We start from the raw sequence: 20,886 nt of genomic DNA, 5'->3' as shown, positions 1-20,886 counted from the left end.
GCCCGGGAGTCCCGTCCCTCTGCTGCTACCGTCACAGCAAAGACGTACGAAGGTCGAGAGGTGGGCACACAAGGTGGCTAGGAGCAGCTCGGGATTCGTGGCCGGGCTCACCGTGGCGGCTCTCGCCGTAGTCGGCTTCCTCGCCTACCAGGCGTCCGCGAGCGTTCCGGACGCCCTGGGCAAACCGAACGCGAGCGCGACACCGAAGGCCTCCACGTCGAAGGCACCCCGGGACAAGAAGAACCCCGCCGCGCTGCCCGGCCGGTCCGGCAGCGGCGAGCGGGTCGTGTACTCGACGGACGACGACCGCGTGTGGCTGGTCGGCGGGAACAACAAGGTGCGGCGCACCTTCGAGGTCACCCCCGGCACGGTCGACCCGGCTCCCGGCACCTACGCGGTGACGACACGGTCGGGCTCCCTCACCGGGTCCGACGGCGTGCCGATCGAGCACCTCGTGCGGTTCACGCTGGTCAACGGCGTCGCGATCGGGTTCAGCGCGGCGGTGGACGGCTCCACGACCGCGCCGGACCCGAGCAAGAAGCTCGGCGGCATCCGGACGTCCCGCGCCGACGCGAACGCGATGTGGGAGTTCGCCGTGGTCAACGTGAAGGTCGTCGTCATCAAGTAGGACGGCGCGTACGGCCCGGTCGGGCCGGCGGATCCGTCAGGCGGCCCTGCGGGGTTCCTCGGCGGCGGCCCGGTGGGCACGGTCCGTGGTGTACGGCTCGCCCAGGGGCGCGCGGGGCGGCCGGGAGACCGCCTCCGCCGCGGCGGAGGCCGCCAGCAGGTCCCTCATCGACACCCCGCCCGTCGCGCGCGGCGCCATCGGCAGCTCACGGTCCGCGGCCGGCACTGCGGCCGACTCTGAAGCCGACATGGACGCCTCCTGGGGCTTCGGGGGCCAGCGTGGTTAGGTAGACCTAACCACGCACTGGAGTCCATGTGACCACGGGCGGGACACCGAACGCAATATCTTGCCGACGTCCTGTCGGATACTTGGCCGAACGTACGAACCGCCCGGCGACGCGGCGGCGGCCCTGGCCGGTGGCCCGGCGCTCGTGCCGGTCAGCCGGCGAGGGTGTCCAGGACGGTGGTGGCCCAGCGCTCGCCGAGGCCGGTGAGCGTCACGTGCCGCACCTCGTCCGTGGTGTCGCCGACCGCACGGTGGATGACGATGTTCAGCCGGTCGTCGGTCAGCTCCTCGACCTTGCCCTCGCCCCACTCCACGACGATCACGGAGTCGGAGAGCGAGACGTCGAGGTCGAGGTCCTCCATCTCGTCGAGCCCGCCGCCCAGGCGGTACGCGTCGACGTGCACCAGCGGCGGTCCCTCGACGAGGGAGGGGTGCACCCGGGCGATGACGAAGGTCGGCGAGGTGACGGCGCCGCGCACCCCGAGCCCCTCGCCCAGGCCCCGGGTCAGCGTCGTCTTGCCCGCGCCCAGCTCGCCGTTCAGCATCACGAGGTCGCCGGCGCGCAGCAGCCGGGCCAGCCTGCGGCCCAGCTCCTGCATCTGTTCGGGGGAGGTCACGGTGATCTGCGCGCCGGCCGCGTCCCGCGTGGACTCAGCCGGGTTGTGCGCTGCTGCTGGTGCTTCCATAGCCACCCACCGTAGCTCCTGCCGGGACGGCTCCCGCGCGTACCAGGAGGTCGGCGAGGCGGTCGGTGACGACCTCGGGATGCTCCAGCATGACGAGGTGTCCCGCGTCGGGGACGAGCACCAGCTCGGCGTCCGGCAGCAGGTCGGCGATGGCCTCGCTGTGCTCGCTCGGTGTCACCAGGTCCTTGACGCCGGCGAGGACGAGGACGGGCAGCTCGGCGAAGTGGGCGAGCGCGGCCGTCTTGTCGTGGTCGGTGAACGCCGGGTAGAACTCGGCGACCACGTCGATCGGCGTGCCCTCGATCATCCGTTCGGCGAACCGCTCGATCGCCGGGTCGACGTCCCGGCCGGCGAACGAGTAGCGCTTGATGACCCCGGCGAACAGGTCGGCGGTGGCCCGCCGTCCGCGCTCGACCAGGGCGGCCTGCTGCCCGAGCGCCTTCAGCACACCGGGGAGCACCCGCCGGACGGCGTTGACGCCCGCGACCGGCAGGCCGAAGTTGACCTCGCCGAGCCGCCCCGACGACGTGCCCACCAGGGCCACGGCGACGACCCGTTCGCGGATCAGCTCGGGGAACCGGTCGGCCAGCGCCATCACCGTCATGCCGCCCATGGAATGCCCCACGAGCACGATCGGCCCCTCGGGCACCGCCGCGTCGATGACCGCCTTCAGGTCGCCGCCGAGCTGGTCGATGGTGACCGGCGTGCCGTCCTTCAGCTGGGCCGCGCCCCGCCCGGAGCGGCCGTGGCTGCGCTGGTCCCAGTGCACCGTGCGCACCACCCCGCGCAGCGCGGCCCGCTGGAAGTGCCACGAGTCCTGGTTCAGGCAGTAGCCGTGGCTGAAGACGACGGTGACGGGGGCGGGGGCCTTGCGGCCGAAGAGGCGGCGCCGGCGCGGACCGAGTGGTGCCTCCGGCTCGGCCTCGTCGACCTCGTAGTACAGCTCGGTACCGTCCTCGGCGAACGCCTTGCCGGGGGTGCCGCGCAGCGCGCCGTAGGGGCCGGCCGAGTCGAGGGCGAGACGGGCCTTCCTGCGCATGCCGCGGCCGACCGTGAGCCGCTCTATCGCGACTCCGGCCGCGGCCCCCGCCGCGACCACGCCTATCGCGGCGCCGGCCACCCCGGCCCTGCGCCAGTTCCCGGCGGAGGCGGCGGCCGAGGCCGCGCTCACGACGGCCTCCACGCTGCTCTCGCTCACGTCCCGCTCCTCCTCGTTCCGGCTGTCGGCTCTCGGCCGTGCGCTGCTGATCCGGCGTCCGGACGGCACGCGTCACCCGCCGCGTTCCGCCCCTCGGGTCCCGCGTACCTGTCGGCCCAGGGGTGTTACCCCACTTGTTCCTCGTTCACCTTCACGTAGACGCGGGGGACGCGGGTTCCGATGCGCGTGACGATTTCGTACGCGATCGTGCCCGCGGCGCGGGCCCAGTCCTCGGCGGTCGGCTCGCCCCGGTCGCCGGGGCCGAACAGGACGGCCTGCGCACCGGGCTCGGGCTCGTCACCGCCGAGGTCGACGACGAACTGGTCCATCGCCACCCGGCCCGCGACCGTGCGCCACTTGCCGGCGACCAGGACCGGTCCGGTTCCGGAGGCGTGCCGCGGGATGCCGTCCGCGTAGCCGACGGGGACCAGGCCGAGCGTGGTCTCGCCGGGGGTGACGTAGTGATGTCCGTAGCTCACGCCGTGACCGGCCGGGGCGTGCTTGATGAGGGCCAGCGACGCGCTCAGCGTCATCACGGGCCGCAGCCCGAAGTCGCCCGGCGTGCCGACCTCGGGGCTCGGCGAGATCCCGTACACGGCGATCCCGGTCCGTACGAGATCGAAGTGGCTCTCGGGGAGCGTCAGCGTCGCGGGCGAGTTGGCGATGTGCCGCACCTCGGGGCGCACGCCCTGCTGCTCGGCGTGGGCCACCATCTCGCGGAACAGCGTGAGTTGGGACTGGATCGAGGGGTGCCCCGGCTCGTCGGCGCAGGCGAGGTGCGACCAGAGGCCGGTCACGGTGAGGAGGCCGCGGGCCTCGGCGGCGAGGGCCGCGGCGACCAGCTCCGGCCAGTCGGCGGGCTGGCAGCCGCCGCGGCCGAGTCCGGTGTCGGCCTTGAGCTGCACCCGCGCCGGCGCGCCGACGGCCTCGGCGGCGGCCGTGACCTCGTGCAGCGCCCACAGGCCGCTGACCGACACGTCGAGGTCGGCCTCGATCGCCTCGGCCCAGGGGCCGCCCGGGGTCCAGAGCCAGCACATGATGCGGCCCGGGATCCCGGCCGCGCGCAGCGCCAGCGCCTCCTCCGGGGTGGCCGTGCCGAGCCAGGTGGCGCCGGCCTCCCGCGCCGCGCGGGCGCAGGGGACCGCTCCGTGGCCGTACGCGTCGGACTTGACCACGGCCATCAGGGCCGCGGTCGGCGCGTGGGCGCGCAGGGCCCGCACGTTGGCGCGCAGGGCGGCCAGATCGATCTCGGCGCGGGCGCGCAGGGGTGCCGTCCGCGGGTGTGCTGTCTCTGTCATCGCGCCCCAGTCTCTCAGAGGGGCACGACCCCCTTCCGGCACCGGCCCCCGCGACGGGCCCGGCGGTGGACCCCGACCGGTCCGAACGGCTCCCTAGCTGCCGGGCCTGCGGCCCCACACGTACACGTGGTCACGGGTCTTGAGGACGCTCCAGAGTTTCCGTGCGTCGGCGAGCCGCAGGTTCACGCAGCCCATCGAGCCGCCGGTGGTGTGGATGCTTCCCTGGACGGCGTGGAAGGCCTGCCCGCCGCTGAAGAACTGGGCGTACGGCATGGGCGCGTTGTACAGCGACGACCAGTGGTTCTTGTGCTTCCAGTAGATCCGGAACCAGCCGGTCCGGGTGCGGTGTCCGGCGCCGCCGCTGCGCATCGCGACCGGCCCGAAGAGGGTCTTGCCGCCCTTCTGCACCCAGGTGAGCTGCCGCTTGAGATCGACGCAGGCGACCCGGTAGGAGCGGACGGGGCAGCCGGCGGAGGCCACGACGCCGGCCGCCGGGCCGCTCGCCCCGCCGGTCACCGCGCCACTCGCGGGACGGGCCGCGGAGCCGCTCGCGGGGCCCGCCACGGCGCCGGTCGCAGGACCGGACGCGGCGCCGGTCGCCCCCTCCGCCCCCGCGTCCGTCGGGGCGGTGCGGGCGGACAGCAGGCGCATCCGGGCCCAGGTGACGGGGCCGGCGTAACCGTTCGCCGGCTTGATGCCCTGCCGCGTCTGGAAGGCCCGCACGGCCTCGCAGTCCGCGGCTGACTGCCTGCCGTCCACCGCGAGTCTCAGCCACCGTTCGACCTGCCGCTGGTACGGGCCCCTCCCCGCAGCGCACGCAGCCGTGGTGCGCCCCGCCACGGCGGGCGACGCCGGTCCGGTCAGCGCGCGGCCACCCGCGGGCGGGGGCGGTCCCGGCGCGGCCGTGGCCGTCCCCACGGGCAGGGCCGCCGCCACCGCCAGCAGCACCGCGGTCACCCGGCACGCCATTCGTCTGCTCATCATGCGATCAGCCATACGCAACGAGCCGACGCCCCGGGGTGAGCCGCGCGCACAGGGTCCCCCGATCTGTGCAACGCGGCCCTCACGCTGCGGGCCCGGGCGGGCCCGGAGCGTGGTGCGCCCCGCCACGGCGGGCGACGCCGGGCCGGTCAGCGCGCGGCCACCCGCGGGCGGGAGCGGTCCCGCTCCGGGCCCGCCCGGGCCCGGACTCCGTCGCCCGCCCGCCCGGCCGGCCGCCGCCCGCCCGGCCCTGCCGCCGCCCGGCCCCGCCGCCGCCCGGCCCGGACTCCGTCGCGCCGAGGACCGCCGCGGGCCTCAGTCCGTCACGTCGCGCCACGCCTCCGGGACGGCCGCGGCCACGTCGTGGGCGCCCGCGGGGGCGCCGTCCGCCGCGAAACGGCCCGCGAGGCCGTGCAGATAGGCGGCCACGCTGCCGGCGTCGAGGGCGGACAGGCCGGAGGCCAGCAGCGACCCCGCGAGCCCGGACAGGACGTCCCCGCTGCCGGCGGTGGCCAGCCACGCCGTGCCGGTCGCGTTCACCCGCACCGGGCCGCCGACCGGACCGGCGACCAGCGTGGTGGCGCCCTTGAGCAGCACCGTCGCCCCGTACAGGCCCGCCAGTTCCCGGACCGAGGCGAGCCGCGCCTCCTCCACCGCCTCGCGGGCGACCCCGAGCAGCGCGGCGGCCTCTCCGGCGTGCGGGGTCAGCAGGGTGGGCGCGCTCCGGGCCCGTACGGTCTCCCGGTCGGCGAGCCGGAGCGCGTCCGCGTCCACCAGGACCGGTACGTCCGCGGCGAGCACCTCCGCCACGGACGTGGCGTCGTCGCCGATGCCGGGGCCCACCACCCAGGCCTGCACCCGGCCGGCCTTCGCGGGCCCCTCGCCGGACACCAGCGTCTCGGGGAACCGCGCGATGACGGCGTCCGCGGCGGGCCCGACGTACCGCACGGCACCGGCCCCGCCGCGCAGCGCGCCGGAGACGGCGAGCACCGCGGCGCCGGGGTAGCGGGCGGACCCGGCGGCGATCCCGACGACACCGCGCCGGTACTTGTCGCTGGCCGCACCCGGCCGGGGCAGCCGGGCGGCGACGTCGGCGTGCTGCAACGCCTCCAGGTCGGCCTGTTCCGGGAGGTCGAGCCCGATGTCGACGAGGTGGACGGAACCGGCGTACCCGCGCGCCGGATCGACGAGAAGTCCCGGCTTGTGCGTGCCGAACGTTACGGTCAGGTCGGCGCGGACGGCGTCGCCGAGCACCTCGCCGGTGTCCGCCTCGACGCCGCTCGGCAGATCGACGGCGACGACCGCGGCGCGGGAGGCGTCGGCGAGTTCGGCGAGCCGTGCGGCGTCGGGCCGCAGGCCGCCCTTGCCGCCGATCCCCACGATCCCGTCGACGACGAGGTCGGCACGGCGCAGGAGCGGTTCGGCGCTGTCGGGCGCGGCGGTCCTGCCCCCGGCGCGCAGCAGCGCCGCGCGTCCCTCCGGGTGCGTCCGGTCGGGTGCGAGGAGCACCGCGGTGACCCCGGCCCCGCGCCGGGCGAGACGCGCTCCGGCGTAGAGGGCGTCGCCCCCGTTGTCTCCGCTGCCCACGAGCAGCACCACCCGGCTGCCGTACACCCGCCCCAGCAGGTCCGCGCAGGCGGCGGCCAGTCCGGCGGCGGCCCGCTGCATCAACGCCCCCTCGGGAAGCCGTGCCATCAGCTCCCGTTCGGCGGCCCTTACGGTCTCCACGCTGTACGCAGTACGCATGCTTCCGAGTCTCCCGCACCGCCGCACGGCGCGCCGCCCCGGCCGCGGGGAGGGTGCCCCGGCGGACGGGCCGCTACCCCTCGGCGATCACCACCGCCGAGGCCACCCCGGCGTCGTGACTGAGCGACACATGCCAGGAGCGCACGCCCAGTTCGGCCGCCCGGGCCGCGACCGTGCCCTTCACCCGCAGGCGGGGCCGGCCGCTGTCCTCGACGTAGACCTCGGCGTCCGTCCAGTGCAGGCCGGCCGGCGCGCCCAGCGCCTTGGCGAGCGCCTCCTTCGCCGCGAACCGCGCCGCCAGCGAGGCGACCCCCCGCCGCCCGCCGCTCGGCAAGGACAACTCCCGCTCCACGAAGAGCCGTTCGGCCAGCCCCGGCGTCCGTTCGAGAGACGCCCGGAACCGTTCGATCTCGGCCACGTCGATCCCGACCCCGATGATGCTCATGACGGCACCCTAAAGCTCTCGGACCACCTTCCGCGCGCCCGCGGCTCCCGCGACACCCGCCGCGAAAACCGCGTCACCGATCCGTCGGGGCGCCTCCACCGGAGCGGGCCCGACACCCGCTCACTCCACCGTCACCGACTTCGCCAGGTTCCTCGGCTGGTCCACCTCGTTGCCGCGGGCCGTCGCCAGTTCGCAGGCGAAGACCTGGAGCGGGACCGTCGAGACCAGGGGCTGGAGCAGGGTGGGGGTGGCCGGGACGCGGATCAGGTGGTCGGCGTACGGGACGACCGCCTCGTCGCCCTCCTCCGCGATGACGATGGTGCGGGCGCCCCGGGCGCGGATCTCCTGGATGTTGGAGACGATCTTGTCGTGCAGGACCGAGCGGCCACGCGGCGACGGCGCGATGACCACCACCGGCAGGTCCTCCTCGATCAGCGCGATCGGCCCGTGCTTCAGCTCGCCCGCCGCGAACCCCTCGGCGTGCATGTACGCCAGCTCCTTGAGCTTCAGGGCCCCTTCGAGCGCGACCGGGTAGCCCACGTGCCGCCCGAGGAACAGCACCGTGTCCTTGTGGGCGAGGGAGCGCGCCAGTTCCCGTACCGGCTCCATGGTCTCCAGGACCCGCTCGACCTCGCGGGAGATCCGGGACAGCTCCCGGATGACCGCCTGGATCTCGTCGCCCCACTTGGTGCCGCGCACCTGGCCCAGGTACAGCGCGACCAGGTAGCAGGCCACCAGTTGGGTGAGGAAGGCCTTGGTGGAGGCGACGGCCACCTCGGGGCCGGCGTGCGTGTAGAGGACCGCGTCGGACTCGCGCGGGATCGTCGAACCGTTCGTGTTGCAGATCGCCAGGACCTTGGCACCCTGCTCACGGGCGTGCCGCAGCGCCATCAGCGTGTCCATGGTCTCGCCGGACTGCGAGATCGCGACGACGAGGGTCTGCCGGTCCAGGATCGGGTCCCGGTAGCGGAACTCGCTGGCCAGTTCCACCTCGCACGGCATGCGCGTCCAGTGCTCGATGGCGTACTTGGCGATCAGACCGGCGTGGAACGCGGTGCCGCAGGCGACGATCACGACCTTGTCGATCTCGCGCAGCGTCCGGACCGGGATGCGCACCTCGTCGAGGGACAGCGAACCGGCCGCGTCGATCCGCCCGAGCAGGGTGTCGGCGACCGCCTTCGGCTGCTCGGCGATCTCCTTGAGCATGAAGTAGTCGTAGCCGCCCTTCTCCGCCGCCGACGCGTCCCAGTCGACGTGGTACGAACGCACCTCGGCGGGGCTGCCGTCGAACCCGGTGACGACGACACCGTCCCGGCGCAGCTCGACGACCTGGTCCTGCCCCAGCTCGATCGCCGAACGGGTGTGGGCGATGAACGCCGCGACGTCGGAGGCGAGGAACGCCTCGCCCTCGCCGACCCCCACCACCAGCGGCGAGTTGCGGCGCGCGCCCACGACCACGTCCGGATCGTCCGCGTCGACCGCGACCAGGGTGAACGCGCCCTCCAGACGCCGGCACACCAGCCGCATGGCCTCCGCCAGGTCCGCGCACGAGGAGAACTCCTCGGCGAGCAGATGGGCGACCACCTCGGTGTCCGTCTCGGAGGTCAGGTCGTGGCCCCGCTCGGCCAGTTCGGCGCGGAGCGACGCGAAGTTCTCGATGATCCCGTTGTGGACGACGGCGACCCGGCCCGCGTTGTCGAGGTGCGGATGCGCGTTGGCGTCCGTCGGCCCTCCGTGGGTGGCCCAGCGGGTGTGTCCGATCCCCGTCGTGCCGGCCGGCAGCGGCCGGTCGACCAGCTCCTTCTCCAGGTTGACCAGTTTCCCGGCCCTCTTCGCGGCGGCGAGCCCCCCGTCCGCCAGGACGGCGACACCCGCCGAGTCGTATCCCCGGTACTCCAGCCGCTTCAGTCCGGCCATCACCACGTCAAGCGCCGACTGCGACCCCACGTATCCCACGATTCCGCACATGGCGGCAGCGTACGGGCCGACCCCGTTCCGATACCGGCATTCCGTGCCCGATATCGGAAATTCCAGCCACCCTCCGCACAGGCCCGCCGGACCCCCGATTCCACCCCGCGGCCCCCGGCGTGACGGACCCCACCCTCCATCCCGTCCATACTCCCGTAACAATGGACTGTGATCTCTCCGGTCTCCTCGTTGCCGCGGAGCGCCCACCGGTCCAAGCCGGAGGCGACTCCCTACGTCGACCTCACCCGTGCCGAGTGGAGCGCGCTGCGCGAAAAGACGCCGCTCCCGCTGAACGCCGAGGAGGTCGAGAAACTGCGTGGCCTGGGCGACGTCATCGACCTCGACGAGGTGCGGGACATCTACCTGCCGCTGTCCAGACTCCTGAACCTGTACGTCGGGGCGACGGACGGCCTCAGAGGCGCCCTGAACACCTTCCTCGGCGAGAAGGGCTCCCAGGCGGGCACCCCGTTCGTCATAGGCGTCGCCGGTTCCGTGGCCGTCGGCAAGTCCACCGTCGCCCGTCTGCTCCAGGCGCTCCTCTCCCGCTGGCCCGAGCACCCCCGCGTCGAGCTGGTCACCACGGACGGTTTCCTGCTTCCCACCAAGGAGCTCGAAGCGCGCGGCCTGATGTCCCGCAAGGGCTTCCCCGAGTCGTACGACCGGCGGGCGCTGACCCGCTTCGTCGCCGACATCAAGGCCGGCAAGGACGAGGTGACGGCCCCCGTCTACTCGCATCTGATCTACGACATCGTGCCCGGCCGGCGACTGACGGTCCGCCGCCCCGACATCCTCATCGTCGAGGGCCTGAACGTGCTCCAGCCGGCCCTGCCCGGCAAGGACGGCCGCACCCGTGTCGGCCTCGCGGACTACTTCGACTTCAGCGTGTACGTCGACGCCCGCGCCGAGGACATCGAACACTGGTACCTGAACCGCTTCCGCAAGCTGCGCGCGACCGCCTTCCAGAACCCGGACTCGTACTTCCGCAAGTACACCCAGGTCTCCGAGGACGAGGCGCTCGACTACGCCCGCACCACCTGGCGCACCATCAACAAGCCCAACCTGCTGGAGAACGTGGCCCCCACCCGCGGCCGGGCGACCCTCGTCGTACGCAAGGGCCAGGACCACAAGGTGCAGCGCCTGAGCCTGCGCAAACTCTGACCACTACGCTGCGGCCATGCTGCATCTGCGCCTGATCACCCCCGCCGACCGGACCGACGACGTGGTGCGCCTCATCGAGGCGACGGTGGGCACCGCCCATGTCGTCGTCCTGCCGGGAGCCGCCCGCAATCCGGCCGGGGACGTCGTGCTGTGCGACGTGGCGCGGGAGGCGGGCGACGAACTCATCGGCGGGCTCCGGGACCTGGGCATCGACCGCACGGGCTCGATCGCGGTCGAGGACATCGACCTCTCCCTGTCGCAGCGCGCCGACAAGGCGGAGGAGGACGCCCCCGGCGAGGGCGCCGACGCGGTGCTGTGGGAGCACCTGGAGGAGGCCACGCACGAGGAGTCGACCCTGTCGGTCACCTACATCGCGTTCATCACGATCGCCACCATGATCGCGGCCTGCGGTGTCGTGCTCGACAACGCGGTGCTGATCGTGGGCGCCATGGCCGTCGGACCGGAGTTCGGCCCGCTGGCCGGCCTGTGCACCGCCACCGTGCAACGGGCCCCGCGCCTGGCGCTGCGCTCCCTGACGGCGTTGCTGGCCGGCTTCGCGATCGCCATGGCGGTGACGGTGCTCTTCAGCCTGTTCATGGACGGGGTGGGCCTGTTCACCGAGGCCCGGTTGGAGGGCCCGCGCCCCAACACGGGCTTCGTCTACGCCCCGGACTGGTTCTCGTTCGTGGTCGCGGTCCTCGCGGGCGCGGCCGGCATGCTGTCGCTGACCTCGGCGAAGTCCGGGGCCCTGGTCGGTGTCGCGATCTCCGTGACGACCGTGCCGGCGGCGGCGAACGCCGCGGTGGCCCTGAGCTACGGCGACATGGGGCAGACCTGGGGCTCCACCAAGCAACTGCTGTTCAACCTGCTCGGCATCGTCCTCGCCGGCATCCTCACGCTCATGGCCCAGAAGTGGTTCTGGGCGCTGCAGCGCGGGCGCAAGGTCGCCGCGTAGCCCCCGCACGCCGTGAGGCCCGGCACCCCCCGTCGGGGGGTGCCGGGCCTCACGGCTGGGACGAAGGTCTCCCGGACGGTCCTAGCCCAGCGCCGACTTCACGGCGTCGGCGAGGCGCGCGGCCACCGAGCGGGCGTGCTCGATGTCGGCGGCCTCGACCATCACGCGGACGAGCGGCTCGGTGCCGGAGGGGCGCAGCAGCACCCGTCCGGTGCTGCCGAGCTCCCGCTCCGCGTCGGCGACCGCGGTGGCCAGCTCGGCGGAGGTGTTCACCCGCGTCCGGTCGACGTCCGGCACGTTGATGAGGACCTGCGGCAGGCGCTCCATGACCGAGGCGAGGTCGCGGAGCGTACGGCCGCTCTGCGCGACCCGGGCGGCCAGCAGGAGGCCGGTCAGCGTGCCGTCGCCGGTGGTGGCGTGGTCCAGGACGATGACGTGCCCGGACTGCTCCCCGCCGAGGGCGTAGCCGTGCCGCTTCATCTCCTCCAGGACATAGCGGTCACCGACCGCCGTCTGGACGAGGGCGAGGCCCTCGCGCTCCATGGCGAGCTTGAAGCCCAGGTTGGACATGACCGTCGCGACGACGGTGCCGGAGCGCAGTACGGAACGCTCCCGCATCGCCAGCGCGAGGACGGCCAGGATCTGGTCGCCGTCGATCTCGTCGCCCGTGTGGTCCACGGCGAGGCAGCGGTCGGCGTCACCGTCGTGCGCGATGCCGAGGTCGGCGCCGTGCTCGACGACGGCCGCCTTGAGCAGGTCCAGGTGGGTGGAGCCGCAGCCGTCGTTGATGTTCAGCCCGTCGGGCTCCGCGCCGATCGTGATGATCTCGGCACCGGCCCGTGCGAACGCCTCGGGCGAGACCCGGGAGGCGGCGCCGTGCGCCTCGTCGAGGACGACCTTCAGACCGTCGAGACGGTTCGGCAGGACCCCGATGAGATGGGCGACGTACTGGTCGAAGCCCTGGTCGTAGGAGTTCACCCGGCCGACGCCCGCGCCGGTCGGGCGGTCCCAGGGAGCACCGGTGCGGTGCTCCTCGTAGACGCCCTCGATCCGGTCCTCCAGTTCGTCGGCGAGCTTGTGCCCGCCGCGGGCGAAGAACTTGATGCCGTTGTCGGGCATGGCGTTGTGGCTGGCGGAGAGCATCACGCCGAGGTCGGCGCCGAGCGCACCGGTGAGATACGCCACCGCGGGGGTGGGCAGCACACCGACCCGCAGGACGTCCACGCCCGCGCTGGCGAGACCGGCGACCACCGCGGCCTCCAGGAACTCCCCGGACGCGCGCGGATCCCGCCCGACCACCGCCACAGCCCGGTGGCCCTCGAAGGTTCCCGCCTCGGCGAGTACGTGCGCCGCCGCCACGGAGAGCCCGAGCGCGAGCTCGGCCGTCAGATCCGCGTTGGCGACACCGCGCACGCCGTCCGTGCCGAAGAGTCGTCCCACTTGTCCTCCTGAGGAAGCTTCAGAGTACGAAATTCCCCCCGAAGAATACGGAGGTCATCCGATCACATGAGCCTTTGAGCACCTTGTGCCGTTATACGCCCAGCGCTGTGATAAACGAACGCCCCGGCGGCACTGTGGCGTGCCGCCGGGGCGTTCGAAGCTACGCGTACAACGCGTACGTGCAGGCAGCGAAGCTTAACGCTTGCTGTACTGCGGAGCCTTGCGGGCCTTCTTGAGACCGGCCTTCTTGCGCTCGACCGCACGGTCGTCGCGCTTGAGGTAACCGGCCTTCTTGAGGGCGGCGCGGTTGTTGTCCACGTCGGCCTCGTTCAGCGCGCGGGCCACGCCGAGGCGCAGGGCACCGGCCTGACCGGAGACGCCGCCACCCGAGATGCGGGCGATGACGTCGTAGCGGCCGTCGAGCTCGAGCACCTTGAAGGGCTCGTTGACTTCCTGCTGGTGGACCTTGTTCGGGAAGTAGTCCTCGAGCGTGCGCCCGTTGACCTTCCACTTGCCGGTGCCCGGGACGATCCGGACACGGGCGATCGCGTTCTTGCGACGGCCCAGGCCGGCGGCCGGCTGCGGGTCACCGAAGCGGCCCGCGAGCGACTCCGAGGTGTACTCGCCCTCGACAGGCACCTCGGACTCGGTGGTGTAGTTCTCGACGTCGACGAGCTCAGTCTCTTCGACCGGCTGCTCAACAGTGGTCTCGGCCACGATTCTCCTCAGATTTCTTTATGTCTTAGGGGGTGGCCGGAACTACTGCGCGACCTGGGTGATCTCGAACGGGACCGGCTGCTGCGCAGCGTGCGGGTGGTTCTCGCCCGCGTAGACCTTCAGCTTCGAGAGCACCTGGCGGCCCAGGGTGTTCTTGGGAACCATGCCCCGGATGGCCTTCTCGACGGCCTTCTCGGGGTTCTTCGCCAGCAGCTCGTCGTAACGGACGGAGCGCAGACCACCCGGGTAACCGGAGTGGCGGTACGCCAGCTTCTGGGTCTTCTTGTTGCCGGAAAGGTGCACCTTGTCCGCGTTGATGATGATGACGAAGTCACCAGCGTCGACGTGGGGGGCGTAGATCGGCTTGTGCTTGCCCCGCAGGATGTTCGCTGCAGTGGTCGCCAGACGACCCAGGACGACATCCTGGGCGTCGATGACGTACCACTGGCGAGTGATGTCGCCGGGCTTGGGGCTGTACGTACGCACGGTCGTAGCCTTCGCTTCTTCAGTGAGTGGGTCCTGACATGGCCACCACGGACGATCACGACAGCCCTGACCGCACTGCGGTGACGCATACCGCGTGCTGGTCGCTGGTCATCAGCCCCGGTGGACCGGTGTAAGGGCCCCTCACGTGAGAATGAGCAAGCCAATACACATAACGAATCGCAAGCTTACCCGCGGTGCCCCGGACGGGTCAAAACGCGAGTGATCACACCCGCGTGGCCCGTCGTCCCTGTCGCTGTGCGACGAAGGGGCCTGGGCCGCGGAGAGCCTGATGGCGGCGGTGCAGGAGCACCACTGCCGCGGTCGTCACCACCAGGGTAAAGCAGTCCCGGAACGCGCGTCGGGTCACCGGCTCCAGCCAGGGCCAGTCCGCCCCGGGCACCTGTGGTACGAGTGCCAGCCAGAACCAGGGCCCCCGGGTCACCGAGTCCGGATACGGCAGCCCGGCGAGCAGCAGCGGCACCACGACCAGCAGATAGTGGTCGTACGACGGCCGGGACACCAGGAACGCCGACAGCATCAGCAGCACCGCGGTCTCGACCAGCCGCAGCGGCCCCGGAGCACCGCGGGACCAGCGGCGGTACGCGCAGACGACCCCGGCGGCCGCAGCGGCGCAGGCGAGCGGGACGGCGACCGGGCCGGGCACCCCGAGCCGGGGCAGCACAGCGGCGGGCGACGCCTCGTAGAGCGTGACGAACGTGTCGTGGCCCCGCAGCAGGAACGGCAGCGTCCGGGTCACGAACCCCGTGGGATCGGGCATCAGCAGCGCCGCGCCGCCGGACGCCACGGCCGGCACCAGCACCACCGCGGCGAGCCCCGGCCACCGGCGCGCGAAGACGAAGAGGAGCGCCACCGGCGCCAGCAGCGGCTTGAGGGCCACGGCGGCGCCCACGACCACGCCGGCCCACCCCCAGCGCTCCCGCGCGGCCAGCAGCAGCGCGAGCGGCAGCGCGGCGGCGGCCGTCACGGTCCAGTTGCCGAGCGAGACGAGGTGCCCGAAGGGCGCGAACCCGAGCGCGAGGGCGGCGGGACCGAGCACCCCCAGCCGGCTGCGTCCCGGCACCCCGTGGATCCGCAGCGCCCACACCCAGCCCGCGAGCAGCAGCGCCGTCACGGTCAGCGGAACCAGCGCCCGCAGCACCGCGTCCGGGAGCACCGCCTGCGGCACCGCGGCGAGCACCGCGCTCGGCAGATAGAGGAAGTGCCGGTCGGCGTAGGGCGATCCGCCGTCCAGCCAGGTGCGCGCGGCCCGGACCACGATCGCGTTGTCCATCCCACCGTCCGCACTGGCCCGCGCGACCCCGGCGACATGTGCGCAGAGCACCACAGCCGTCACCGCCCACGCATGCCAGGACGCCCGGCGTACCAACCACCCGGAGATGTCACTTTTGCCCGTCCGCATTCAGATCACGCTAGGGGCTCAAGTGCTCGATGGAGCGGAACGGCACCCCCCAACGCCCGTCTAAGATGCGGCGCATGAGTTATGGGCAGGGTGGGCAGGGGCAGGCCCCGTGGGACCCCTGGAAGCCGGGTTCTCAGCAACAGTCCCAGTGGGGCGGCCAGCAGACCGGCGCGAGCCCCGACTGGGCCGCGCTGGCGGAGGCTTCCGAGACGCGCAACAAGCGCCGCAGGCTGCTGTTCATCGTGGGCGGGGCGGTGGCCACCGTGGCGGTCGGCGCTGCCGTGGCCATGGCCGTCGTGAACGCCAACGGGAGCAACCAGGCGTCCAACCAGCCGTCGAACCTGCCCGCCACCGCGGACATCCCGAGTTCCTCGGAACCGGCGCCGTCGTTCGAGCCGACCTCGGCTCCGCCGCCGCTGGATCCGAAGGAGTTCATATCCAGCGCGCAGAAGGACACGGCGCCGCTGAGTCCGGACATCCTCTTCCCCGGTACGCAGCTCACCATGGGCGACCGCGTCTACCGCAAGGGCCCGACGGCCGACACGAAGAACTGCGCCTCGGCCGCGAAGGGCACGCTCCCGCCGGTCCTCACCAAGGACGGCTGCACCCGCTTCCTGCGCGTCACCTACAGCAAGGACGGCGTCGCGGTCACGGTCGGTGTCGCGGTCTTCGACTCCGAGGCCAAGGCGACCAAGGCGAAGGCCGACGCGGACAAGAAGAGCATCATCTCGTCCCTGTCGGGCAACGGCGTCAAGGCCTTCTGCGACGCGGCCGTCTGCCGTTCCACCACCAACGCCTACGGCCGGTACGCCTACTTCACCCTCGCCGGCTTCAGCAACGGCAAGGACGTGACGACGAAGGACACCGCGGTGTTCACGAGCGGCGACGACCTGGCCGAGTTCGCCTTCCGGCAGATCCGCCGCCGCGGCGAGGCCCAGGCCTCCGCGGCCGCCGCGCAGTAACTCCCCCCGTACGGCGGCCGGGTGCGCCCCGGCCGCCTCCGGCGGTCAGCAGCCGGCGCAGCCGTCCGCGCCGGGCAACGTGCGCTTGTTCCGCGCCTCCTTGTTCCGCGCGGCCAGCAACTCGTCGGCGGGATAGCCGACTTCCTCCAGCGTCAGTCCGTGCGGGCGTACGACGTGGACGGCGGAGTCCCGTACCCCGGCGGCGAGCACCTTGCCCGGCCAGTCGGGTCCTCGGTGGCCGTCCCCCACGAACAGCAGGGCGCCGATGAGCGAGCGCACCATGTTGTGGCAGAACGCGTCGGCCCGCACGGTCGCGGTGATGACGCCGTCCGCGCCCCGCACCAGGCTCAGTTCCTGGAGCGTACGGATGGTCGTCGCGCCCTCGCGCTTCTTGCAGTAGGCGGCGAAGTCGTGCTCCCCCAGCAGCCCTTCGGCGGCCCGGTTCATGGCGTCGACGTCCAACGGCCAGTCATGCCACAGGACATGACTGCGCAGCAGCGGATCGACACCACCGGGTTCGTCGGTGACGCGGTAGGCGTACCGCCGCCAGACCGCCGAGAAGCGGGCGTTGAACCCCGCGGGCGCCTCGGTGAGCGACCACACCCGGACGTCCTTCTCCAGCCGTCCGGCGAGCCGCTTCAGCAGCTTCTCGCGGTGCTCCGCCCACACTTCCTCGGGCAGGTCGACGTGGGCCACCTGGCCGCGCGCGTGCACCCCGGCGTCGGTCCGCCCGGCCACGGTCAGCTCGTAGGTGGTGTCCTTCGTCCGCGTCACCGTCCGCAGCGCGTCCTCGATGTCGCCCTGGACGGTCCTGCGGCCACTGGCCTGCTTCGCCCACCCGGAGAACCCGCTCCCGTCGTAGGACAGGTCCATCCGTACCCGTACGAACCCGGGCTCTGCTTCGTCACTCACTCGTGGATCCTCTCAAGCCCGGCGTCGGCGCCGGAAACGCGAAAGCGGGCCCGCCCCCGAAGGGACGGACCCACTCACAGCGAGGCGGTGCCTCAGGCGTCCTTCGACTCCTCGGCGGGAGCCTCGGTGGCGTCCTCGACCTTGGTGTCCTCGACCTTGGCCGGAGCCTCGGCGTCCTTGGCGGAACGCTTGGTCGCGGCCTCGGCCTCACCGGTGGCCTGCTGGGCCACGGTCAGGGCCTCGACCAGCTCGATGACAGCCATGGGCGCGTTGTCGCCACGGCGGTTACCGATCTTGGTGATACGGGTGTAGCCACCCGGGCGGTTCTCGTAGCGCGGGCCGATCTCGGTGAAGAGCGTGTGCACGACGCTCTTGTCCGTGATCACCGAGAGCACCTGACGGCGGTTGTGAAGGTCACCCTTCTTCGCCTTGGTGACCAGACGCTCGGCGTAGGGACGCAGGCGACGGGCCTTGGCCTCGGTGGTGGTGATGCGGCCGTGCTCGAAGAGCGACTTCGCGAGGTTCGCGAGGAGCAGCTTCTCGTGCGCGGCGCTGCCGCCCAGACGGGCACCCTTGGCAGGCTTCGGCATGTGTTTCTCCTAGGTGTCTGCTTCGGCCGTATCAGGTACCGAAGTCAGTGTCCGAGCGGGCGATTGCCCGTCGGAGACCCCGCGCGCCCCGAAGGGGCGCGGGGAACTGCCGACCAGCCACGGCCGGTCGGCAGCCAAGACGGAACCGTCGGTCCCGAGCCTCAGTACTGCTCGGTCTCGACGAAGCCGGCGTCCGCGTCGTCGTCGGCGCCGAAGGCGTCGGCGGCGGCGGTCGGGTCGAATCCGGGCGGGCTGTCCTTCAGGGCCAGGCCCATGCCGGCCAGCTTCGCCTTGACCTCGTCGATGGACTTCGCGCCGAAGTTGCGGATGTCCAGGAGGTCGGCCTCGGAGCGGGCGACGAGCTCACCCACGGAGTGGATGCCCTCACGCTTGAGGCAGTTGTACGACCGAACGGTGAGCTCCAGCTCCTCGATCGGCAGGGCGAGATCGGCGGCGAGGGCGGCGTCCGTGGGGGACGGGCCCATGTCGATGCCCTCGGCGTCGATGTTGAGCTCGCGCGCCAGACCGAACAGCTCGACCAGGGTCTTACCGGCCGACGCCATGGCGTCACGGGGACGCATGGCCTGCTTGGTCTCGACGTCGACGATCAGCTTGTCGAAGTCGGTGCGCTGCTCGACACGGGTCGCCTCGACCTTGTACGTGACCTTCAGCACCGGCGAGTAGATCGAGTCGACCGGGATGCGCCCGATCTCCTGACCGACCTGCTTGTTCTGAACGGCGGAGACGTAGCCGCGACCGCGCTCGACGGTCAGCTCCATCTCCAGCTTGCCCTTGCCGTTGAGCGTGGCGAGGACGAGGTCGGGGTTGTGCACCTCGACACCGGCCGGGGGCGCGATGTCGGCGGCGGTGACCAGACCCGGGCCCTGCTTGCGCAGGTACATCACGACCGGCTCGTCGTGCTCCGAGGAGACGACCAGCTGCTTGATGTTGAGGATCAGGTCGGTGACGTCCTCCTTGACGCCCGGCACGGTGGTGAACTCGTGCAGGACACCGTCGATCCGGATGCTGGTGACAGCGGCGCCGGGGATCGAGGAGAGGAGCGTGCGGCGAAGAGAGTTGCCGAGGGTGTAGCCGAAGCCCGGCTCCAGCGGCTCGATCACGAACCGGGAGCGGAATTCGTCGACGACCTCTTCGGTCAACGAGGGACGCTGAGCGATCAGCATGGTGTGAATCCTTCAGTCATGGGCGCCCGCTATTTGACGCCCTGCTGTTACTGCAAGGGTACGGGCGGCACACCTCCGAGGAGACGTACCGCCCGAAAGCCCGGTCAGACGCGAGACAACCGTGCGTCAGACGCGGCGGCGCTTGGGCGGACGGCAGCCGTTGTGCGGGGTGGGAGTGACGTCCTGGATCGAGCCGACCTCGAGGCCGGTGGCCTGGAGGGAGCGGATCGCGGTCTCACGGCCGGAGCCGGGACCCTTGACGAACACGTCCACCTTGCGCATGCCGTGCTCCTGCGCGCGACGGGCAGCCGACTCGGCGGCCATCTGCGCGGCGAACGGAGTGGACTTGCGCGAGCCCTTGAAGCCGACGTGGCCGGCGGAGGCCCAGGAGATCACGTTGCCCGAGGGGTCCGTGATCGAGACGATCGTGTTGTTGAACGTGCTCTTGATGTGCGCGTGGCCGTGAGCGACGTTCTTCTTTTCCTTGCGGCGCACCTTCTTGGCAGCGCCCTGACGACCCTTGGGGGGCATCTATTTCTCCTACGGGGAGGTGGTCGGTCCTACAGCGAAGACCGCTGGTGAAGCGTTGTCCGCTGAGGACTACTTCTTGCCCGGCTTCTTCTTGCCGGCGATCGCGCGACGCGGGCCCTTGCGGGTACGGGCGTTCGTGCTGGTGCGCTGACCGTGCACGGGCAGGCCACGACGGTGGCGGATGCCCTGGTAGCAGCCGATCTCGATCTTCCGGCGAATGTCGCCCTGGATCTCGCGACGGAGGTCACCCTCGGTCTTGATGTTGGCGTCCACGTACTCGCGGATCTTGACCAGCTCCTCCTCGGAGAGGTCACGAACGCGCGTGTTGGGGTTCACGCCAGTCTCGGCCAGCGTCAGCTGGGAAAGCGTCCGGCCGATGCCGAACACGTAGGTGAGGGCGACCTCCACACGCTTTTCGCGCGGGATGTCAACACCGGAAACGCGTGCCATTCAATGGCTCCAGTTGTCGTTCGGAGGTCTTCCACAGAACCGGATCCCGCCCGCCGTCGTTCTCCGATCCTTGGATCGAGAATTCGGTACGAACCGGGTCCCCGGCCTCCGACCGGGGGTGTCAGGGCCGACGTACGTCAGCCCTGGGTTCCGCGTATGAACATGTACTGCTTGCGTCGCGCGAAGTATCTGCGGATGCAGAAGGTTCGGTCGTGCGTCAGCCCTGGCGCTGCTTGTGGCGCGGGTTTTCGCAGATGACCATGACCCGACCGTGACGGCGGATCACCCTGCACTTGTCGCAGATCTTCTTGACGCTCGGCTTGACCTTCATTAGGTGAGGTTCTCCGGGTCAGTGCCACCCCCCGCGCCCCGGAACGGGAACACGGAGCAAGGCAAGATCTACTTGTAGCGGTAGACGATCCGGCCACGCGTCAGGTCGTACGGAGACAACTCCACCACGACCCGGTCGTCAGGGAGGATACGGATGTAGTGCATACGCATCTTGCCGCTGATGTGAGCCAGGACCTGGTGGCCGTTCTGGAGCTCCACCTTGAACATGGCGTTCGGGAGAGACTCGACGACAGTGCCTTCGATCTCGATGGCACCTTGCTTCTTGGCCACGCTTCGCCCTTCGAATCGACTACCTTGATCGACTCCGCACGAGCCGCATGCAGACATGCGGGTGCACGAGAGCCGACGAGTCAGTCTACGTCAGGGCTCCCGGAAAGACGAATTCGTCTCCGGCGTTCTCCGCCTTCTCATGACGATGCCCCACCCGTCGGCGTGGTATGCGCGAGGAGCAGGGCGGACCGGCTAGCACACGGTCGGCTGGAAGGGGCGGCGCGG

The 20,886-nt window shown here is 71.7% G+C and carries 23 protein-coding genes; 4 read left to right on the top strand and 19 right to left on the bottom strand.

The window, feature by feature from the left end:
- Window positions 1-73: 73 nt before the first annotated feature.
- Window positions 74-628: a hypothetical protein gene (locus B0675_RS12755; protein ID WP_081218917.1), complete on the top strand. Its 555-nt coding sequence runs from the start codon at window positions 74-76 to the stop codon at window positions 626-628.
- 36 nt (window positions 629-664) lie between these two features.
- Here B0675_RS12755 and B0675_RS12750 read toward each other — a convergent pair whose 3' ends face one another.
- From B0675_RS12750 to glmS, 8 genes are all read right to left on the bottom strand, one after another.
- Window positions 665-877: a hypothetical protein gene (locus B0675_RS12750; RefSeq protein ID WP_143661066.1), complete on the bottom strand. Its 213-nt coding sequence runs from the start codon at window positions 875-877 to the stop codon at window positions 665-667.
- A 188-nt stretch (window positions 878-1,065) separates the two neighbouring features.
- On the bottom strand, window positions 1,066-1,599 hold the full coding sequence (gene tsaE / locus B0675_RS12745) for a tRNA (adenosine(37)-N6)-threonylcarbamoyltransferase complex ATPase subunit type 1 TsaE (protein ID WP_081218915.1): 534 nt from the start codon (window positions 1,597-1,599) through the stop codon (window positions 1,066-1,068).
- Complete coding sequence (locus B0675_RS12740; protein ID WP_081221750.1) at window positions 1,565-2,797, bottom strand: alpha/beta hydrolase; 1,233 nt, start codon at window positions 2,795-2,797, stop codon at window positions 1,565-1,567. Before B0675_RS12740 ends, tsaE begins: the two co-directional genes overlap by 35 nt.
- A gap of 125 nt (window positions 2,798-2,922) precedes the next feature.
- Window positions 2,923-4,095 (bottom strand): alanine racemase, encoded by a 1,173-nt coding sequence (alr, locus tag B0675_RS12735; RefSeq protein ID WP_081218914.1) that lies wholly within the window; start codon window positions 4,093-4,095, stop codon window positions 2,923-2,925.
- A 93-nt stretch (window positions 4,096-4,188) separates the two neighbouring features.
- Window positions 4,189-5,079 carry a L,D-transpeptidase family protein gene (locus B0675_RS12730; RefSeq protein WP_241539768.1) on the bottom strand — a complete coding sequence of 297 codons (891 nt, stop codon included), beginning with the start codon at window positions 5,077-5,079 and terminating at the stop codon, window positions 4,189-4,191.
- A 312-nt stretch (window positions 5,080-5,391) separates the two neighbouring features.
- On the bottom strand, window positions 5,392-6,822 hold the full coding sequence (locus tag B0675_RS12720; RefSeq protein WP_081218911.1) for an NAD(P)H-hydrate dehydratase: 1,431 nt from the start codon (window positions 6,820-6,822) through the stop codon (window positions 5,392-5,394).
- A gap of 73 nt (window positions 6,823-6,895) precedes the next feature.
- The gene (locus tag B0675_RS12715; protein WP_081218910.1) at window positions 6,896-7,267 is read right to left on the bottom strand and encodes a holo-ACP synthase; all 372 of its coding nucleotides are present in this window, start codon (window positions 7,265-7,267) and stop codon (window positions 6,896-6,898) included.
- 120 nt (window positions 7,268-7,387) lie between these two features.
- A complete protein-coding gene (gene glmS / locus B0675_RS12710; protein WP_081218909.1) occupies window positions 7,388-9,235 on the bottom strand; it encodes a glutamine--fructose-6-phosphate transaminase (isomerizing) in 1,848 nt (615 codons plus the stop codon).
- A gap of 168 nt (window positions 9,236-9,403) precedes the next feature.
- Here glmS and coaA point away from each other — a divergent pair, with 168 nt between their 5' ends.
- On the top strand, window positions 9,404-10,393 hold the full coding sequence (gene coaA, locus B0675_RS12705; RefSeq protein WP_081218908.1) for a type I pantothenate kinase: 990 nt from the start codon (window positions 9,404-9,406) through the stop codon (window positions 10,391-10,393).
- A 16-nt stretch (window positions 10,394-10,409) separates the two neighbouring features.
- Window positions 10,410-11,348: a DUF389 domain-containing protein gene (locus B0675_RS12700; RefSeq protein ID WP_081218907.1), complete on the top strand. Its 939-nt coding sequence runs from the start codon at window positions 10,410-10,412 to the stop codon at window positions 11,346-11,348.
- A gap of 81 nt (window positions 11,349-11,429) precedes the next feature.
- Here B0675_RS12700 and glmM read toward each other — a convergent pair whose 3' ends face one another.
- The 4 genes from glmM to B0675_RS12680 all read right to left on the bottom strand — a co-directional run bounded on the left by glmM (window position 11,430) and on the right by B0675_RS12680 (window position 15,411).
- Window positions 11,430-12,788, bottom strand: a complete 1,359-nt coding sequence (glmM, locus tag B0675_RS12695) for a phosphoglucosamine mutase (protein ID WP_081218906.1) — start codon at window positions 12,786-12,788, stop codon at window positions 11,430-11,432.
- Window positions 12,789-12,983: 195 nt separating this feature from the next.
- Window positions 12,984-13,505: a 30S ribosomal protein S9 gene (gene rpsI / locus B0675_RS12690; RefSeq protein ID WP_081218905.1), complete on the bottom strand. Its 522-nt coding sequence runs from the start codon at window positions 13,503-13,505 to the stop codon at window positions 12,984-12,986.
- Between the two features lie 42 nt (window positions 13,506-13,547).
- On the bottom strand, window positions 13,548-13,991 hold the full coding sequence (gene rplM, locus B0675_RS12685; RefSeq protein WP_037626954.1) for a 50S ribosomal protein L13: 444 nt from the start codon (window positions 13,989-13,991) through the stop codon (window positions 13,548-13,550).
- A gap of 223 nt (window positions 13,992-14,214) precedes the next feature.
- Window positions 14,215-15,411: a glycosyltransferase 87 family protein gene (locus B0675_RS12680; RefSeq protein ID WP_081218904.1), complete on the bottom strand. Its 1,197-nt coding sequence runs from the start codon at window positions 15,409-15,411 to the stop codon at window positions 14,215-14,217.
- A gap of 74 nt (window positions 15,412-15,485) precedes the next feature.
- Here B0675_RS12680 and B0675_RS12675 point away from each other — a divergent pair, with 74 nt between their 5' ends.
- A complete protein-coding gene (locus B0675_RS12675; RefSeq protein WP_081221749.1) occupies window positions 15,486-16,373 on the top strand; it encodes a hypothetical protein in 888 nt (295 codons plus the stop codon).
- A 45-nt stretch (window positions 16,374-16,418) separates the two neighbouring features.
- On the opposite strand, the gene truA is transcribed toward B0675_RS12675, so the two are convergent.
- The 7 genes from truA to infA all read right to left on the bottom strand — a co-directional run bounded on the left by truA (window position 16,419) and on the right by infA (window position 20,661).
- On the bottom strand, window positions 16,419-17,285 hold the full coding sequence (gene truA / locus B0675_RS12670) for a tRNA pseudouridine(38-40) synthase TruA (protein ID WP_081218903.1): 867 nt from the start codon (window positions 17,283-17,285) through the stop codon (window positions 16,419-16,421).
- 92 nt (window positions 17,286-17,377) lie between these two features.
- Entirely contained in the window at window positions 17,378-17,875 is a 498-nt protein-coding gene (rplQ, locus tag B0675_RS12665) for a 50S ribosomal protein L17 (protein WP_081218902.1), read from the bottom strand.
- Between the two features lie 161 nt (window positions 17,876-18,036).
- Window positions 18,037-19,059 carry a DNA-directed RNA polymerase subunit alpha gene (locus B0675_RS12660; RefSeq protein WP_003966937.1) on the bottom strand — a complete coding sequence of 341 codons (1,023 nt, stop codon included), beginning with the start codon at window positions 19,057-19,059 and terminating at the stop codon, window positions 18,037-18,039.
- A gap of 126 nt (window positions 19,060-19,185) precedes the next feature.
- A complete protein-coding gene (gene rpsK, locus B0675_RS12655; protein ID WP_003956432.1) occupies window positions 19,186-19,590 on the bottom strand; it encodes a 30S ribosomal protein S11 in 405 nt (134 codons plus the stop codon).
- A gap of 69 nt (window positions 19,591-19,659) precedes the next feature.
- The gene (gene rpsM, locus B0675_RS12650) at window positions 19,660-20,040 is read right to left on the bottom strand and encodes a 30S ribosomal protein S13 (RefSeq protein ID WP_081218901.1); all 381 of its coding nucleotides are present in this window, start codon (window positions 20,038-20,040) and stop codon (window positions 19,660-19,662) included.
- Between the two features lie 217 nt (window positions 20,041-20,257).
- Window positions 20,258-20,371, bottom strand: a complete 114-nt coding sequence (rpmJ, locus tag B0675_RS12645; RefSeq protein WP_003998809.1) for a 50S ribosomal protein L36 — start codon at window positions 20,369-20,371, stop codon at window positions 20,258-20,260.
- A 68-nt stretch (window positions 20,372-20,439) separates the two neighbouring features.
- Window positions 20,440-20,661 (bottom strand): translation initiation factor IF-1, encoded by a 222-nt coding sequence (gene infA / locus B0675_RS12640; RefSeq protein WP_003948620.1) that lies wholly within the window; start codon window positions 20,659-20,661, stop codon window positions 20,440-20,442.
- Window positions 20,662-20,886: the final 225 nt, after the last annotated feature.

It is taken from the genome of Streptomyces sp. M41(2017) (genome assembly GCF_002078175.1).
Classification (GTDB): Bacteria; Actinomycetota; Actinomycetes; order Streptomycetales; family Streptomycetaceae; genus Streptomyces.
Note: the sequence above shows the minus strand (reverse complement) of the source record. Positions and strands in the feature narration are given on the sequence as shown.

Coding starts and splice junctions, on each gene's coding strand:
- B0675_RS12750 (WP_143661066.1), bottom strand. CDS start 877: ATGTCGGCTTCAGAGTCGGCCGCAGTGCCGGCCGCGGACCGTGAGCTG.
- rplQ (WP_081218902.1), bottom strand. CDS start 17,875: ATGCCGAAGCCTGCCAAGGGTGCCCGTCTGGGCGGCAGCGCCGCGCAC.
- B0675_RS12715 (WP_081218910.1), bottom strand. CDS start 7,267: ATGAGCATCATCGGGGTCGGGATCGACGTGGCCGAGATCGAACGGTTC.
- B0675_RS12680 (WP_081218904.1), bottom strand. CDS start 15,411: ATGCGGACGGGCAAAAGTGACATCTCCGGGTGGTTGGTACGCCGGGCG.
- B0675_RS12660 (WP_003966937.1), bottom strand. CDS start 19,059: ATGCTGATCGCTCAGCGTCCCTCGTTGACCGAAGAGGTCGTCGACGAA.
- B0675_RS12720 (WP_081218911.1), bottom strand. CDS start 6,822: ATGCGTACTGCGTACAGCGTGGAGACCGTAAGGGCCGCCGAACGGGAG.
- tsaE (WP_081218915.1), bottom strand. CDS start 1,599: ATGGAAGCACCAGCAGCAGCGCACAACCCGGCTGAGTCCACGCGGGAC.
- glmS (WP_081218909.1), bottom strand. CDS start 9,235: ATGTGCGGAATCGTGGGATACGTGGGGTCGCAGTCGGCGCTTGACGTG.
- rpsM (WP_081218901.1), bottom strand. CDS start 20,040: ATGGCACGCGTTTCCGGTGTTGACATCCCGCGCGAAAAGCGTGTGGAG.
- B0675_RS12675 (WP_081221749.1), top strand. CDS start 15,486: ATGAGTTATGGGCAGGGTGGGCAGGGGCAGGCCCCGTGGGACCCCTGG.
- rpsK (WP_003956432.1), bottom strand. CDS start 19,590: ATGCCCCCCAAGGGTCGTCAGGGCGCTGCCAAGAAGGTGCGCCGCAAG.
- B0675_RS12730 (WP_241539768.1), bottom strand. CDS start 5,079: ATGATGAGCAGACGAATGGCGTGCCGGGTGACCGCGGTGCTGCTGGCG.
- alr (WP_081218914.1), bottom strand. CDS start 4,095: ATGACAGAGACAGCACACCCGCGGACGGCACCCCTGCGCGCCCGCGCC.
- B0675_RS12700 (WP_081218907.1), top strand. CDS start 10,410: ATGCTGCATCTGCGCCTGATCACCCCCGCCGACCGGACCGACGACGTG.
- rpmJ (WP_003998809.1), bottom strand. CDS start 20,371: ATGAAGGTCAAGCCGAGCGTCAAGAAGATCTGCGACAAGTGCAGGGTG.